Annotated in this window: 14 protein-coding genes; 13 read left to right on the forward strand and 1 reads right to left on the reverse strand. The window is 59.2% G+C overall.

What is annotated here, in order from left to right:
* The first annotated feature begins 52 nt into the window (after positions 1-52).
* From I6E58_RS03710 to tuf, 12 genes are all read left to right on the forward strand, one after another.
* Positions 53-1,432, forward strand: a complete 1,380-nt coding sequence (locus I6E58_RS03710) for a prepilin-type N-terminal cleavage/methylation domain-containing protein (RefSeq protein ID WP_197130543.1) — start codon at positions 53-55, stop codon at positions 1,430-1,432.
* Entirely contained in the window at positions 1,432-2,145 is a 714-nt protein-coding gene (locus I6E58_RS03715) for a prepilin-type N-terminal cleavage/methylation domain-containing protein (RefSeq protein ID WP_197130546.1), read from the forward strand. Before I6E58_RS03710 ends, I6E58_RS03715 begins: the two co-directional genes overlap by 1 nt.
* Positions 2,142-3,902, forward strand: coding sequence for a hypothetical protein (locus I6E58_RS03720; RefSeq protein ID WP_197130548.1), 1,761 nt, complete (start codon positions 2,142-2,144; stop codon positions 3,900-3,902). Before I6E58_RS03715 ends, I6E58_RS03720 begins: the two co-directional genes overlap by 4 nt.
* On the forward strand, positions 3,899-4,702 hold the full coding sequence (locus I6E58_RS03725) for an A24 family peptidase (protein WP_197130551.1): 804 nt from the start codon (positions 3,899-3,901) through the stop codon (positions 4,700-4,702). The genes I6E58_RS03720 and I6E58_RS03725 overlap by 4 nt, the downstream gene beginning before the upstream one ends.
* Positions 4,703-4,722: 20 nt before the next feature.
* The gene (pilM, locus tag I6E58_RS03730) at positions 4,723-5,763 is read left to right on the forward strand and encodes a type IV pilus assembly protein PilM (protein WP_197130554.1); all 1,041 of its coding nucleotides are present in this window, start codon (positions 4,723-4,725) and stop codon (positions 5,761-5,763) included.
* The gene (locus I6E58_RS03735; RefSeq protein ID WP_231595136.1) at positions 5,760-6,539 is read left to right on the forward strand and encodes a fimbrial assembly protein; all 780 of its coding nucleotides are present in this window, start codon (positions 5,760-5,762) and stop codon (positions 6,537-6,539) included. The genes pilM and I6E58_RS03735 overlap by 4 nt, the downstream gene beginning before the upstream one ends.
* Positions 6,536-7,249 (forward strand): hypothetical protein, encoded by a 714-nt coding sequence (locus I6E58_RS03740; protein WP_197130557.1) that lies wholly within the window; start codon positions 6,536-6,538, stop codon positions 7,247-7,249. Before I6E58_RS03735 ends, I6E58_RS03740 begins: the two co-directional genes overlap by 4 nt.
* Positions 7,250-7,372: 123 nt before the next feature.
* Complete coding sequence (locus tag I6E58_RS03745; RefSeq protein WP_197130560.1) at positions 7,373-8,260, forward strand: hypothetical protein; 888 nt, start codon at positions 7,373-7,375, stop codon at positions 8,258-8,260.
* A 352-nt stretch (positions 8,261-8,612) separates the two neighbouring features.
* Positions 8,613-8,987 carry a 30S ribosomal protein S12 gene (gene rpsL / locus I6E58_RS03750; protein WP_097060154.1) on the forward strand — a complete coding sequence of 125 codons (375 nt, stop codon included), beginning with the start codon at positions 8,613-8,615 and terminating at the stop codon, positions 8,985-8,987.
* A complete protein-coding gene (rpsG, locus tag I6E58_RS03755; protein WP_100388182.1) occupies positions 8,987-9,457 on the forward strand; it encodes a 30S ribosomal protein S7 in 471 nt (156 codons plus the stop codon). Before rpsL ends, rpsG begins: the two co-directional genes overlap by 1 nt.
* A gap of 89 nt (positions 9,458-9,546) precedes the next feature.
* Entirely contained in the window at positions 9,547-11,661 is a 2,115-nt protein-coding gene (gene fusA / locus I6E58_RS03760; protein WP_129072210.1) for an elongation factor G, read from the forward strand.
* Positions 11,662-11,770: 109 nt separating this feature from the next.
* Positions 11,771-12,964, forward strand: a complete 1,194-nt coding sequence (gene tuf, locus I6E58_RS03765; RefSeq protein WP_197130562.1) for an elongation factor Tu — start codon at positions 11,771-11,773, stop codon at positions 12,962-12,964.
* 70 nt (positions 12,965-13,034) lie between these two features.
* On the opposite strand, the gene I6E58_RS03770 is transcribed toward tuf, so the two are convergent.
* Positions 13,035-13,802, reverse strand: a complete 768-nt coding sequence (locus I6E58_RS03770; RefSeq protein ID WP_197130566.1) for an IclR family transcriptional regulator — start codon at positions 13,800-13,802, stop codon at positions 13,035-13,037.
* 79 nt (positions 13,803-13,881) lie between these two features.
* On the opposite strand from I6E58_RS03770, the gene hutH reads away from it, so the two are divergent.
* The gene (gene hutH, locus I6E58_RS03775) at positions 13,882-15,426 is read left to right on the forward strand and encodes a histidine ammonia-lyase (protein ID WP_197132820.1); all 1,545 of its coding nucleotides are present in this window, start codon (positions 13,882-13,884) and stop codon (positions 15,424-15,426) included.
* Positions 15,427-15,431: the final 5 nt, after the last annotated feature.

The following is a 15,431-nucleotide window of genomic DNA, read 5'->3' on the forward strand; positions in this document are numbered from 1 at the left end:
CGTCTCTCACGTACCACCCAAACCCTTACTAACCCGAACGAAAGGGCTCATCATGCACAAGGTTTTGCAGCGACTGCGTAGCTCCGACGCAGGCATGAGCCTCCTTGAAGTCGTCGTTGCGATGATGATCTTCGCAATGGTTTCGCTCGGCGTGCTTCAATCGCTCACGACCGTGCTCACGGTCACTCGCGACAACCGCGCCCGCGTTGTCGCCACCAACTTAGCTTCACAAGAAATCGACTTGGCTCGCAGCGCTGAAGACGTATTCCAGCTGTTCGATGCCTCGTACACCAAAACTCTCAACGGCGACGACTTCACCGTCGTGCGCTCCACCGGCTGGGTATCCGCAGGTGATGACACCGTTGCGTGCAGCGCCGGTGGCGGCGCTCTGCGCTACAAACGAATCAACGTCGAGGTCACGTGGCCGAACATGCGGCCGGGTACCGAGCCAGTGCGTTTTGACACTCTTCTGGCGCCGAACAACCGGATTAACGATCCCGCGCTGGGCACAATCCTTGTCTCTGTCACGGGAGGCGCGGGCGACGGCATCGCTGGCGTGTCCGTCAGCGCTACTCCTTCGTCACCTGCCGCGGGAGCGCAGACTCCCAGTACCACCATCGATGCAACGAACGTGCAGGGCTGCACCTTCATACTCAAGGTGGTTCCGGGCAACTATGACGTAACAGTCTCTCGCTCCGGATTCATCACCGACGATGGTCAAGCATCGGCGCCTAGCAAGCTGGCAAGCGTTGCCGCCGGTAAGGCAGTTTCCTTGTCGTTCAACTACGATGCGGCAGCAAAGTACCGTCTTGACTATGTGGCTGCTACGGCTCCTTCGAAAGTTCAGATGCCGACGAACCTCGCAACGACGATGCTCAGTTCGTACGGCCCCTTCGTGAGTCCTGCGACGAACACCAATGCGGATTTCTATCGCAACGTTGACCTTTTCCCGTGGCGTTCGGGCTATGAGGTATTCGCTGGGCGATACATCGCGCAGCCGCAAGACACGGGTAGCACCGAGAAGTATTGTCTCTCGCCGAACCCAGCAGCATGGCCCGAGACGACCGTCGGGGCAGTGACGTATCGCTCGCCGGCCAACGTTCAGACCGCGGCTGTTCCCGGTGGCAATGCTAGTGCGGTAGTGCCCATGGGGCTCGTGGCAGTTTCAGGGCTTTCAAACTCTACAATTCGAGCTGTTTCTCTCGGGGCTGTCGCAGGCAGCGGCGACCCGGGCTGCACTCAGGGAGACATCCTAGATTTCAAAAAGATCAATTCGAACACGACACACATTGCTCTGCCCTATGGCACCTGGGAGATTCAGAAGAAATCGAGCGGGAGCTGGGGCGCGCTGGGTAGCATCTTGTCCCCGATCCTTGGCGGCGGCAGCTCGACTTCGAGCACCGTGGTTGTCGATCCGAGAGTGGCGTCCTGATGAACATCATTCGAACCGCCCTGCTCGCCCGGGTTCGTCGTATTCGCAATGACGACTCGGGAGTGACCCTCGCCGAACTCATAGTGACGATCGCGCTCTTAACCATGATGCTCGCGATGGTGATGACGATCTTCATTAGTTTCACGAGGTCGTTCACGAGCGATAGATCTGCTTCAACGAACACATCGTCAGCGACCGTAGCGATGAACGAACTTACCCGCGTTATTCGGTCGGGCACTCAACTCAAGACGCCTAGCGGAACGCTCTCACCGGTTTTCAGCGAGGCTACGGCCGAGAAGGTCGCGCTCACTGCCTATCTCGATACCCAGGCTGCATCGCCACGCCCCGTGAAAGTGATGTTCGAAATTACGGCCGATCGCACCCTTGTGGAGAAGCGTTGGGAAGCGACCGGAGAGAGCAACGGTGTCTTCACCTTCAAAACCGGTACTCCGAGCTCCGAAAGAACCATCGTTCGCCAGATTGCCGGTAACGGTACCCCTGTATTCAGCTATCTCAAGAGTGTGAATGTCGCTACTGCCGGGGCGCCCACCGAGACTTTATGGACTGAGAGCGATCCCTTCTCGAAGATTATCGCTGTCACCGTTTCGATGACCGTGCAGACGGACCCGTCTGGCGAAGCGGCGACAGCAACTCTCCTCAACACTGTCGGTATTCCTAACCTCGATGTTCCCCGAATTGGATTCACACCATGATTCGTTTATTGCGTACCCGAATCGCGGGCGACCGCGGCGCCGCCTTGCCTATGGTTATTGGCATCACCGTTGTCCTTGGGCTGCTCGTCACCACCGCTGTCACCTACGCGACCGGTAGCTTTCGGCAGTCCACCGCAACCGAAGAGTGGTCTGCCTCTCTGGCCGCGGCTTATGCGGGCGTAGAGGATTATCAGAGTCGCCTCTCTGAAGACACCTCCTACGTTCAATATGGAAACCCCGCTGCGGCTTTCAGCATCTCTACGGGTAGCAGCGTAAAACTTCCAGCTGTCGCTCAGAAAAACAACGCCTTCAACGTGAAGGTCGACGAGCCTTGGCAACCGGTCCCAGCGGGCCAGGGCGACTCTTTTTTCCGCTATGAGGTTGACAACTCAAAGTACGCCGGTACCGGTAATGTGCGAATTCGTTCTACCGGCAAAGTGGGGGGCGAGACTCGTTCGATCGTTGCCGATTTGCGTCAAGACGGTTTTATCGACTTCCTTTACTTCACCGATTATGAGATGCAGGACCCTACGTACACCGGCGTCTCCAATAATTGTGTCAAGCACTGGTGGGCTGGTCGCGAAGGAATTTCCGGAAACTGTGGCGAGATCGCCTTTGGTGGAGACGATGTCATCGCGGGTCCTGCGCACTCAAACGACACTATTAGAATCTGCAACGCGACCTTCTTGGGGGACGTGACGACCGCCTACAAGCCAGTCGCTCCTGACACTCTGCGCTACACGGCGGAGCAATCGAGTGGCACTCCTTGTACGGGGCAGAATTTCGGCGAGAACGCTGGCCCGTCATTCAAGGAATACATCGGCATGCCGGCGACCAACTCCGAGCACCTTCGAGAAACTCGCGCAGATTTGACCGCCGACGGTGTTCCTCGTCCGGGATGTCTCTACACCGGACCGACAGAGATCGTTCTCTTGGCAAATGGCAAGATCTCGGTCACGTCGCCGTGGACGAAGAAAACGCGAATCACCGGGTCACCGGCTTCAGGCTTCTCCGACAACAGCGCGTGCGGCACTGCGGCCCAGCTGGCGTCGGGTTCTCCGTTTACTCTGCCGGCTAACAACGTCATCTATGTCCAGAACGTGCCTACTGTCAGCAGCGACCCAAACTCGTGGGGATGGAACGAGCGTCCTTCAGGGCTCAAATGCGAAGGAGAGTCGGGAGGAACCGGTAACGGTATCGGATACCCGGTTACCGACGAGTACGTGGCATCTGGAGCCTACGGTTGCCGTTCTGGCGATCTTTTCGTGGAAGGAACACTCAGCGGCCAGGCTACGTTATCGGCCGAGCATTACATCTACGTCATCGGTGACATCACCTATAACGACCCTGAAGTCGACTTGCTGGGGTTGGTCGGTAACGACGCAGTCTGGGTGTGGAATCCCGTGAAGTACGTCTACTACTACGGCTGGAAACTGCGCCCAATTAACGACAGCAACGGAGACAAAGAGCGTCGAATCGACGCCGCAATTATCTCGGTCTCGCACACGTTCCTAGTCCAAAACCCGAGGTACGCACCGTCGAATGCAGTACTCACCGTGAACGGCGCCATCGCGCAGAAGTTCCGCGGGATTGTGTCGAGCAATGGCGGTGGGTACTCGAAGAACTATGTTTATGACGAGCGACTCAAGTTCACCGCGCCGCCTAAGTTCTTGTCGCCGGTGACAACGACATATGGGGTAAACGTGTGGATTGAAGTTGAACCCGCATTCAGCGCAGCTGGTGCGCCAACGTCATGACCGCAACAACATTGGTGATCGTCTTTGCAAGCCTTGTGGGTTTAGCGGTGGGGTCCTTCCTTAACGTGGTGGTGTGGCGTGTGCCGCACGGCGGAAAGCTGTCGACTCCGCCGAGCGCCTGTCCACGATGCGACCATGCGATTCGCTCGCGCGACAACGTTCCCGTGATCAGCTGGCTGATCTTGCGTGGCAAGTGTCGAGACTGCGGAGAGCCGATTTCGCTCCGTTACCCGCTTGTTGAGGCAGCGACGGCGATATCGTTCGGGATCATCGCTGCTGTGACTGGGGCGGAAACGACGCTGGTGTGGGCTCTGCCCGCATTCCTCTACTTTGCGGCGATCTCTATCGCGCTGACTCTCATTGATCTCGACACCCAAACGCTTCCCAACAAGATTGTGCTTCCGTCGATTCTCGTGGGGCTCGCGTTGCTAGCTATCGCTAGTGCGGGCACGGGAAACTGGTCCGCGCTTCTTGGAGCAGTGCTCGGCTCACTAGCGCTTTTTATCTTCTATTTCATCGTGGCCATAGTTTCACCGCGAGGAATGGGAATGGGCGACGTCAAGTTGGCCGCTGTTGTCGGGCTCTATCTCGGTTGGCTCGGTTGGGGAACGCTGGCGGTGGGGGCTTTTGCAGCGTTCTTGTTGGGCGGGCTGTTCGCCATTGCGCTTTTAGTATTCAAAAAGGCGGGTCGCCGGTCGGCGATCCCGTTCGGTCCGTGGATGATCGCTGGAGCCTGGATTGGCATAGCGTTCGGCGCACAAATGTGGAATGGATATCTGGTGGCTGTCGGTCTTAGCTGATCGTCGTCTGGGGGGGAAATATGGGAAAGAAACTAGTGGGGTTGGACATCGGTTCCACAGCAGTACGTGCTGTGGAAGTCGATAGTCCTCACCAACAACGACCGACGATCCTCCGTTTCGGAGAAGTGGCGCTACCGGAGGGCGCTGTCAAGGCGGGCGAAGTCGTCGACTCGGCAACCGTCACGGCAGCGATTCGTAAGCTCTGGTCGTCCAACGGCTTCAAAACGCGCGATGTCGTGATGGGAATCGGTAACTCAAAGGTGCTTGCGCGCGATATTACGGTTCCGCGCCTCCCGCTCAACCAAGTGCGTGAGTCTCTTCCGTTCCAGGTTCAGGACCTCCTGCCGGTCCCCGCATCCGATGCGTTGCTCGATTTCTATCCGGCGAGCGAGCTCGAGGGTGAGACCGGGCCCATGCTCCAAGGCATGCTTGTCGCGGCGATCAAAGCTCCGCTTCTCGTGAACGTTAACGCCGCGGTTGCTGCGTCCGTTCAGCCTGTCAACGTCGATCTCTCTGCGTTCGCGCTCACGCGATTGTTTGCGGGTGGCGAGTCGGGCAACACGACGACTCTGCTCGTTCACATCGGCGCCGCGACAACCACTCTGGTTGCGCTCGAGGGCCATGTTCCCCATTTCATTCGGTTTTTGCCCAACGGCGGCGCCGATATAACTAAGGGAATCTCGCAGCGGCTCGATATCTCAACGCGAGACGCCGAAGCGATCAAGCGTTCAGTCGGCGTCGTCGCCGCTCGTGCGACAGCCGAGCAGCGGCCCGCCCTCGAAGTGTCGTTCGAGCTCGTCAACGAGACTCTTCTGGCGATTCGCGCCACGATTCAGTATTTCCAGAACGCACGCAACAACAGGGCGATCGACCGCATCGTGATGAGCGGCGGTGGTTCTCGACTTCTCGGGCTCGCAGAAACAGTGGGGGAATTTACGAAGGTGCCCACAACGCAACCCGATCCATTCTCGTTTGCCACAGCAGCACGAGGACTACGAGGCACTGGAGACGCGCAAGACATGTCTGTGGCCCTCGGACTGGTAACAGGAGCATCCGCATGAGTGAGAAGAAGCCCGCAGCGCGGCGTGAAGTAAAGGTCACGATCGCGTACCCGCCCTCGGCAAATTTGCTGCCTCCTGAAGTCGGGCTGCGCAAGGCGGCGGCGCGCGCCAGAGGACGAGCTATTTTCATTGCCCTCGTGGCTGTTGGCATTTCGGTGTTAGCGGCCGTGGGAGCAAACATTTATCAGTTGCAACGCGCTGTTACCCTCGAAAACGCTCGGTCACAGACGCTCTCGTTGACTACCCAACAGGGCGAATACAGTGAGGTACGCACGGCGAGTCAACTGTTGAGTTCCACTGAGGCGGCTCGCGTATTCGCGTACTCGACGGAAGTTTCGGTGAAAGGCCTTATCGACGGCCTCAATTCGAAGCTCACGAGCGACATGGTGGTGTCGACCTATAGCTTCGACACGGCGAATCCGCTTCAAGCATTCTCCCCGTCTGTATCGCCGCTAGACACGGAGTCAATGGCTGCGTTCTCACTGGAAGTCACCGGCGGCTCTGTGGCTGTTATCGATGATTGGGTCCGCAAAATTTCCAGCGTTGACGGCGTGGTACAAGCCACATTGTTGTCGACCACTCGCGAGGAGGGAAGCACCTTCTCCGGTTCAGTAGTCGTGTTGGTTGGTGACGCTGCTCTTCTCCATCGTTTCGATGGGATAGTCGCAGACGCTGAGGCAGCCGATGATGAAGCAGCGGCGACGGAAACAACTCCGGCACCGACTAACTCCCCGGAACCCGATTCCGACACGAATGATGAGGAAAACGGCTCATGACGATGACACGAATGTGGAATGTAATTGGTGTGGCAGCGGCGCTGCTCATCTTGTTGCTGGGCTACGTCGTCGGAGTTTCGCCCGCTCTTGCTGCCGCTTCAGTATCTGACGACGATCTCGTCGCGGTCGAGGCGCAGAATCAAGTAAAAACGAACGAGTTGGCAGCGCTGAAAGCACTGGCCGAAGATTCTGATCAGCTATTTGCCGATCTTGAGATAGCCCAAACTTCGGTCCCCGGAACGCAGCTATCGTCAGAGTTCGCGCGTCAGGTGAGCAACCTGGCGTCTACCGCCGGAGCACAGTTCGATGGCCTTGCCTACTCTGGGGTCGCTGAAGCGCTAGCGCCAGAGGCCGAGGCCCCCGCAATCGTGACGCCTGAGGTTGACGGAGAAACGGAAGAAGATTCGGAATCTGAACCCGCGCCTGAAGCGGCACCGGAGGCCCCGTCAGGGCCGTCGGCTATCCAGTCTGTACCGGGTCTAATCTCGGTTGGCGTCTCAATCAAAGCAACGGGCTCTCGCGCGGACCTCCTCAAATTTGTGAACAGCGTCCAGCTGTACCAGCGCGCCTTCTCTGTGACGTCTGTCGAATTGCGCATTGGTGCCGACTCCGGAGGGTACGAACTCGATCTGCAGGGTGCGGTCTACGTTCTTGCGACGAGTGGGGTGCCGCTTACATCGAGTGATGACTCGGGCGGGGTAGTCAACTAGAGACACTCCACCAAACGTCTGATCAAGAACGCCACGACCTCTCGGTCGTGGCGTTCTTCTCGTTTCTGGGAATTGCTTCAGTACACTGAGAGCATCAGTCGCTGGCACGAGGAGGCAACAGTCATGACCGATCCATCTGTAGAGCGTGGTTCTTCAACCGAGAACGATGACAACATTGAGGATGCTGTAGTGGTCGACGAGACGACGTCCGAAGCGGATGCTTCGCCCGCGGCCGCCCCCCTCGTAGAGCCCGTTGCGGAGCCTGCAGCGCCCGCGGCCACCCTGGTTCACGACGACTCCACGCTCGAGGCGGAAGTTGAGCCGATGGCCACCCCCGTCGTCGTTGCCGCGCCTGAGATCAGCGCCGAGTCCGACTTCGAACCACAGGCAGAAACTCAGCCAGAGCCCCACCCTGAACCAGAGCCGGCCGTCGTCACGGCCGCCGCTGGTGTGGCATCCGGTGAACCACGCGTTGTCTACGTCACGGCACCGACCCCGCCCAAGGTTTCAGGCAATCGCGGCTTCGGCGTGTTCATTGCGCTTGCCTCCACGCTCGTGTTCGCGCTTGTTTTCGCCATCGTTGTGGCGATCATTAGCGCGGCAGCAACTGGCCGCATCGCTCTTGCATTCGTTCAAGCTCCCTCCTTTTATGTTCCGGTGGCATTCTTCGCTCTCGGGGCGATCGTTGTCGCTCTGATCGTGAACCGTGCCGGTTGGGCCGCTCACGTCTTCTCGAGCATCATCGTTGGCCTCGTGGTGTACTTCGGCACCATCGGCGCACTCTTGCTGATCAACGGCGTCATCCAGACCACCCCTGAACAAGCGCAAGTGTTGTTCGCGGGGGCGTTGGCTGATCCGTTCATCATTGCTGCCGGATTGCTCGGTCGCGAAGTGTCCCTGTGGACCGGTGCGCTGGTGGCTAAGCGGGGCCGCAAGGTCACGCTGCGCAACGCCGACTCGCGGTCGCGGTGGGAAGCCGAGCTCGCCGAGAAAACTGCTGCTCAGCGCTAACGGCACTCGCGCCGTCGCGTGCCCTGTTCTGGAGCCTGCGTGTGCGCTGTGATCATTTGACCCCGGTACACCCGGGGGGCTATTCTTTCTGAGGTGTGCGCTTTGCTGTGCGCTTGAACTATGCCTGTTGAGGGTCACCGCGTCAGCGGAGTTCGGGTGCATGTAACTCCGCACCACAGGGTTCAACCTTCTGGTTGACCCCCACGGCATATCCATAAACCATCCGCAGAGCTCATTCATTTGAGTTGTGGGGCCGGGGCGTGGGTCCAGATGAACTCGATGTTTTGAAAAGAACAGCGAATGCTAACCATCATGACGCTGTCACCGTGCAGCAAATACAAGGAGTAATTTAGTGCCCACCATTCAGCAGTTGGTGCGTAAGGGACGCTCGCCGAAGGTCGTCAAGACCAAGGCTCCCGCCCTTAAGTCCAACCCGCAGCAGCGCGGCGTTTGCACGCGTGTTTACACAACAACTCCGAAGAAGCCGAACTCGGCTCTTCGCAAGGTTGCTCGTGTCAAGCTTTCTAACGGTACCGAGGTCACGGCCTACATTCCCGGCGAAGGTCACAACCTTCAGGAGCACTCGATGGTGCTCATCCGCGGTGGTCGTGTAAAGGACCTCCCCGGTGTTCGCTACAAGATCGTTCGTGGAGCGCTCGACACCCAGGCCGTTAAGAACCGTAAGCAGGCTCGTAGCCTCTACGGCGCAAAGAAGGATAAGAAGTAATGCCTCGTAAAGGACCAGCACCAAAGCGTCCCGTAGTCGCGGATCCGGTTTACGGCGCACCCATCGTCAGCCAGCTTGTCAACAAGATTCTTCTTGATGGCAAGAAGGGCCTCGCTGAGCGCATCGTTTACGGAGCACTCGCCGGCGTGGCAGAAAAGACCGGCCAAGACGCCGTAGTCACTCTCAAGAAGGCTCTCGACAACGTACGCCCGACCCTCGAGGTCAAGTCGCGTCGTGTCGGTGGATCGACTTACCAGGTTCCTGTTGAAGTCAAGTCGCACCGAGCAAACACGCTCGCACTGCGCTGGCTCACGAGCTACGCCAAGGGTCGTCGTGAAAAGACGATGACTGAGCGTCTCACCAACGAGATCTTGGACGCATCGAACGGGCTTGGCGCCGCTGTAAAGCGTCGTGAAGACACCCACAAGATGGCCGAGTCGAACAAGGCATTCGCTCACTACCGCTGGTAGTCAGCACCTCGCAGTGAAGCGAGTCAGGCGCTGTCTGGCTCGCTTTACTCGTGAGATTTTCGCTTCACCAACATACTTCGGAGGAACCTGTGGCACAGGACGTGCTCACCGACCTGACTAAGGTCCGCAACATTGGCATCATGGCTCACATCGATGCCGGCAAGACCACTACGACTGAGCGCATCCTGTTTTACACGGGTGTAAACCACAAAATTGGTGAAACTCACGATGGTGCGTCGACTACTGACTGGATGGAGCAGGAGCAAGAACGTGGCATCACGATCACGTCCGCTGCTGTGACCTGTTACTGGAACAAAAACCAGATCAACATCATCGACACCCCCGGCCACGTTGACTTCACGGTTGAGGTGGAGCGTTCGCTCCGCGTTCTCGACGGTGCTGTCGCTGTGTTCGACGGCAAAGAGGGTGTGGAGCCGCAGTCGGAGACTGTATGGCGCCAGGCCGACAAGTACGACGTTCCCCGCATCTGCTTCGTCAACAAGATGGACAAGATGGGCGCGGACTTCTACTACACGGTAGACACCATCGTTAACCGCCTCGGCGCTCGTCCGTTGGTTCTTCAGCTCCCGATCGGACTCGAGTCCGAGTTCGAGGGTGTTGTAGACCTCGTCGAGATGCGTGCACTCACATGGCGTGGAGACTCCAAGGGTGACGTTGAGATGGGCGCTAAGTACGCCATCGAAGAGATCCCCGAAGACCTCAAGGAAAAGGCTGCGGAATACCGCACCGCTCTCCTCGAGGTTGTTGCTGAAACTGACGACGCCATCATGGAGCGTTACTTCGGCGGCGAAGAGATCACCGTTGCAGAGATCAAGGCTGCGATTCGTAAGCTCACGGTCAACAGCGAGATCTACCCGGTTCTCTGTGGTTCTGCTTTCAAGAACCGTGGCGTTCAGCCGATGCTCGATGCTGTTATCGACTACCTTCCTTCGCCGGTTGACGTGCCTCCCATGGAAGCAACCGACCCCCGCGATGAAGAGAAGATCATCATCCGCAAGCCTGACGCTAACGAGCCGTTCTCGGCTCTCGCGTTCAAGGTTGCTGTGCACCCCTTCTTCGGTCGCCTTACGTACATTCGCGTGTACTCGGGCCACCTTGACTCTGGTGGAGCGGTAGCTAACTCCACTAAGGGTAAGAAGGAGCGCATCGGAAAGATCTTCCAGATGGCTGCCAACAAGGAGATCCCTGTTGACAGCGTTACCGCTGGTCACATCTACGCCGTAATCGGCCTCAAGGACACCACTACCGGTGACACGCTCTGCGACTTGAACGACCAGGTCGTTCTCGAGTCGATGACGTTCCCGGAGCCCGTTATTGAGGTTGCAATCGAGCCGAAGACGAAGGCTGACCAAGAAAAACTTGGTATTGCTATTCAGAAGCTGGCTGAAGAAGACCCCACGTTCCGTACCGAACAGAACCAGGAAACTGGCCAGACGGTAATCAAGGGAATGGGTGAACTTCACCTCGACATCCTCGTCGACCGCATGAAGCGCGAATTCAACGTTGAAGCCAACGTTGGTAAGCCGCAGGTTGCGTACCGCGAGACCATCCGTCGCATTGTGGACAAGCACGACTACACCCACAAGAAGCAGACTGGTGGATCGGGACAGTTCGCTAAGGTCCAGATTTCGCTTGAGCCCATGGAGGTTGAAGGCGACAAGATTTACGAATTCGTAAATAAGGTCACCGGTGGCCGTATTCCTCGTGAATACATCGGCTCGATCGATCAGGGTTTCCAGGCCTCGATGAACGTCGGAATCCTCGCAGGATTCCCGATGGTCGGCGTCAAGGGAATCATCCTCGATGGTGCTGCTCACGATGTTGACTCGTCAGAAATGGCGTTCAAGATCGCGGGAACCATGGCATTCAAGGAAGCAGCACGCAAGGCTGACCCAGTTCTCCTCGAGCCGCTCATGGCGGTCGAGGTTCGTACTCCCGAGGAGTACATGGGAGACGTCATCGGTGACCTTAACAGTCGCCGCGGACAGATCCAGTCCATGGAGGACGCGACCGGCGTCAAGGTCGTTCGTGCCCACGTACCACTGTCGGAAATGTTCGGTTATGTCGGTGACTTGAGGTCCAAGACCTCGGGTCGCGCGGTGTACTCGATGACGTTCGACAGTTACTCTGAGGTTCCCCGCGCGGTAGCTGACGAGATCGTTGCAAAGAACAAGGGCGAGTAATCGCTGCACTACCAGCGCGCAACTAACATAGATACACACCAACTTGCAGATCATTCGGCAGTAGTAAGTCGTCGGATGCGAAGCAACCGAGTCCTGAGGAGGACCCACAGTGGCTAAGGCCAAGTTCGAGCGGACCAAGCCGCACGTAAACATCGGAACCATCGGTCACGTTGACCACGGAAAGACCACGCTCACGGCAGCGATCTCGAAGGTACTTGCAGACAAGTTCCCTTCGGCAACCAACGTCCAGCGTGACTTCTCGTCGATTGACTCGGCTCCGGAAGAGCGTCAGCGCGGAATTACCATTAACATCTCGCACGTTGAGTACGAGACGACCAAGCGCCACTACGCACACGTAGACGCTCCCGGTCACGCTGACTACATCAAGAACATGATCACCGGTGCTGCTCAGATGGACGGTGCAATCCTCGTGGTTGCAGCGACCGACGGCCCCATGGCCCAGACTCGTGAGCACGTTCTGCTCGCGAAGCAGGTTGGTGTTCCTTACCTGATGGTCGCACTGAACAAGTCCGACATGGTTGATGACGAAGAGATCCTTGAGCTCGTTGAGCTCGAGGTTCGCGAACTCCTCTCCAGCCAGGGCTTCGACGGCGACAACGCTCCCGTTATCCAGGTCTCAGGCCTCAAGGCACTTGAGGGCGACCCCAAGTGGGAGCAGTCCATCCTTGACCTCATGGATGCTGTTGACGCAAGCGTTCCGGACCCCATCCGCGACAAGGACAAGCCGTTCTTGATGCCGGTTGAAGACGTCTTCACGATCACTGGTCGTGGAACCGTCGTTACGGGCCGCGCTGAGCGTGGAACGCTTTCGATCAACTCTGACGTTGAGATTGTTGGAATCCGCCCGACCCAGAAGACCACGGTCACTGGTATCGAGATGTTCCACAAGCAGCTCGACGAAGCATGGGCTGGCGAGAACTGTGGTCTGCTTCTTCGTGGAACCAAGCGTGAAGATGTAGAGCGTGGACAGGTTGTTGTTAAGCCTGGTTCCGTTACTCCTCACACGAACTTCGAGGGAACCGCATACATCCTGTCAAAGGATGAGGGTGGGCGTCACAACCCGTTCTACGCGAACTACCGTCCGCAGTTCTACTTCCGTACCACCGACGTCACCGGCGTCATCACGTTGCCTGAGGGCACCGAGATGGTTATGCCTGGCGACACCACTGACATGACCGTTGAGCTTATTCAGCCCATCGCCATGGAAGAGGGCCTCGGCTTCGCCATCCGTGAGGGTGGACGTACCGTAGGTGCCGGTAAGGTAACCAAGGTTCTGGCGTAAGCTCAGTAACTAATTACGACGAGGGTCGGGCCGAAAGGCTCGGCCCTTCGTCGTTTAACTGCAGTGTCGTTTAACCCGCGCGGCCGGTCAGGCGGCTGGTGAGGGCGCGAGCGGCCGCCACCGTTGCGGTGCCGAGGTCCTCCCAGTGCTCGCCGACGGCATCCGTGCGAAAGGTGAGCCCGATGGCGGCCGTGGGGTAATCGTTGCGATCGAGAGCCGCTGCGCCGACCGACGAATAGTCGGCGGTGACGTCGCCGATCTCGCTCGCCCAGCCGCGCGTGCGGGCGGCATCCAGCATCCGGTCCAATTCAGCAAGAGTCTGGGGTCCGGCGGACTGTCGACGCGTGAGTGAAGCCCGCACCGGATACAGCGCGCGCACTTGAGGCGCGGTGAGGTGCGAAAGTATGGCGCGTCCGGTAGCAGTGAGGTGCGCGGGCAGGCGCACGCCGACGGCCGACACGGTCGTGGGCGCCCGGGGTCCTTGCACTCGGGCGGCGTAGCTGACATCCGACCCGCTCAAAACGGCGAGGTGGGCCACGACCGGTATCGGCGCTTCGCGAGCAAGGGTGTGCATGAGCGGCGTGGCGAGAGCGGAGAGCCGCTCGCTGCGCAACGCTGAGGTGCCAATCTGGGCGACAAGCGCGCTGAGGCCGTAGGTGCGATCCTCGGGGTAGTGCACGACGAAACCCTCATCGACCATGACGGCGAGTAGTTGATAGACGGATGACCGGGGCAGGCCGAGCTCGCGGGCGAGGGCCGAAGCGGGCACCGGTCCTTTGCGGGACGCGAGATGGCGCAGCACCGCCATGGTGTTGCGCGCGGCTGGGATGCTGGGCACGATTCCCCTGTCTGAGATCTCAGACACCATATCGCGAATGGCTATCGCAGCAGAAGGGCGATCAGCGTTCACTGGGATCATGAACCCCGAAACCCCGCAGCCTGTCTCTCTCGGCGTTGGCCCCGTCAGCATCGCCGAGGTCGTCGCTGTTGCGCGCCACCATGCGCGAGTCTCGATATCGACGGAAGCGATCGCTGAGATCGAGACTTCGCGGGCAGTAATTGAGGCTCTCGCGAACGACGTTCGGCCGCATTACGGGGTGTCTACAGGTTTCGGTGCCCTCGCCACAAAACACATCGCTCTCGAGCAACGCGTGCAGTTGCAACGCTCGCTCGTTCGCAGCCATGCTGCTAGCTCCGGTGCTGAGATTGACGCCGAGGTCGTGCGGGCAACCATGCTGCTGCGTCTCTCCACGATGACGACCGGCCGCACCGGAGTGCGCCCGGTCGTTGCAGAAACTTACGCCGCACTGCTCAACGCCGACATCACGCCGATCGTGGGGGAGTACGGCAGTTTGGGCTGCTCGGGCGACCTCGCTCCACTGGCGCATTGCGCGTTGGCGGTCATGGGCGAAGGAGACGTGCGTGTCGCCGGAGAGTTGATGCCGGCATCCGCCGCGCTGAAAGCGGCCGGTATTGAGCCAGTTGTGCTGCACGAAAAAGAGGGCTTGGCGCTGATCAATGGCACGGACGGGATGCTTGGCATGCTGTCCATGGCCATCACCGATCTGAGCGCGTTGCTCACCACTGCCGACCTCTCGGCGGCGCTCAGCGTCGAGGGTCTCGCGGGAACAGACAGTGTCTTCGCTGAAGATCTCCACGCCCTCCGGCCCCACCCCGGCCAGCAAGTGTCCGCCGGCAACATGCGCGCGGTGTTGCGCGACTCGGGAACGATCGCAGCGCACACCACCAACGGCTTCACCCGGGTGCAGGATGCCTATTCCTTGCGTTGCGCACCACAGGTGCACGGTGCGGCGCGCGACACGGTCGACCACACGAGACGAGTCGCCGAGCGGGAGCTGCAGAGCGCGATCGACAATCCCGTGGTCACCCTCGATGGCCGCTTGGAGTCGAACGGCAACTTCCATGGTGCTCCCGTGGGCTACGCGCTCGACTTCCTCGCGATCGTGGCGGCCGACGTCGCCAGCATGAGCGAGCGTCGCACTGACCGGTTCCTCGACAGCAACCGCAACGGCGGTTTGAACGCGTTCCTAGCCGCGGATCCCGGGGTCGACTCCGGGCACATGATCGCGCAGTACACCCAGGCCGGGATCGTCAGTGAGTTGAAGCGGTTGGCGGCTCCGGCATCCGTCGACTCAATCCCCACCAGCGCCATGCAGGAAGACCACGTGTCGATGGGCTGGAGTGCCGGACTGAAACTGCGACGCAGTATCGACGGCCTCTCGCGGGTTCTGGCGATCGAGCTGCTGACCTCTGCGCGCGGCATTGAGATGCGCGGTGAGAAGCCGTCGCCAGTCTCGGCCGCCGTCATCACGGCTATGCGGGAGCGCGTACCCGGGGCAGGTCCCGACCGCTATCTCGCCCCTGACATTGCCGCGAGCGTCGAGCTCGTGCAGTCGGGGGCCCTCGTCTCAGCAGCACGTTCCGTCACCGAACTTCACTAGGAGTA

This window comes from Salinibacterium sp. SWN1162 (assembly GCF_015864675.1).
GTDB lineage: Bacteria > Actinomycetota > Actinomycetes > Actinomycetales > Microbacteriaceae > Rhodoglobus.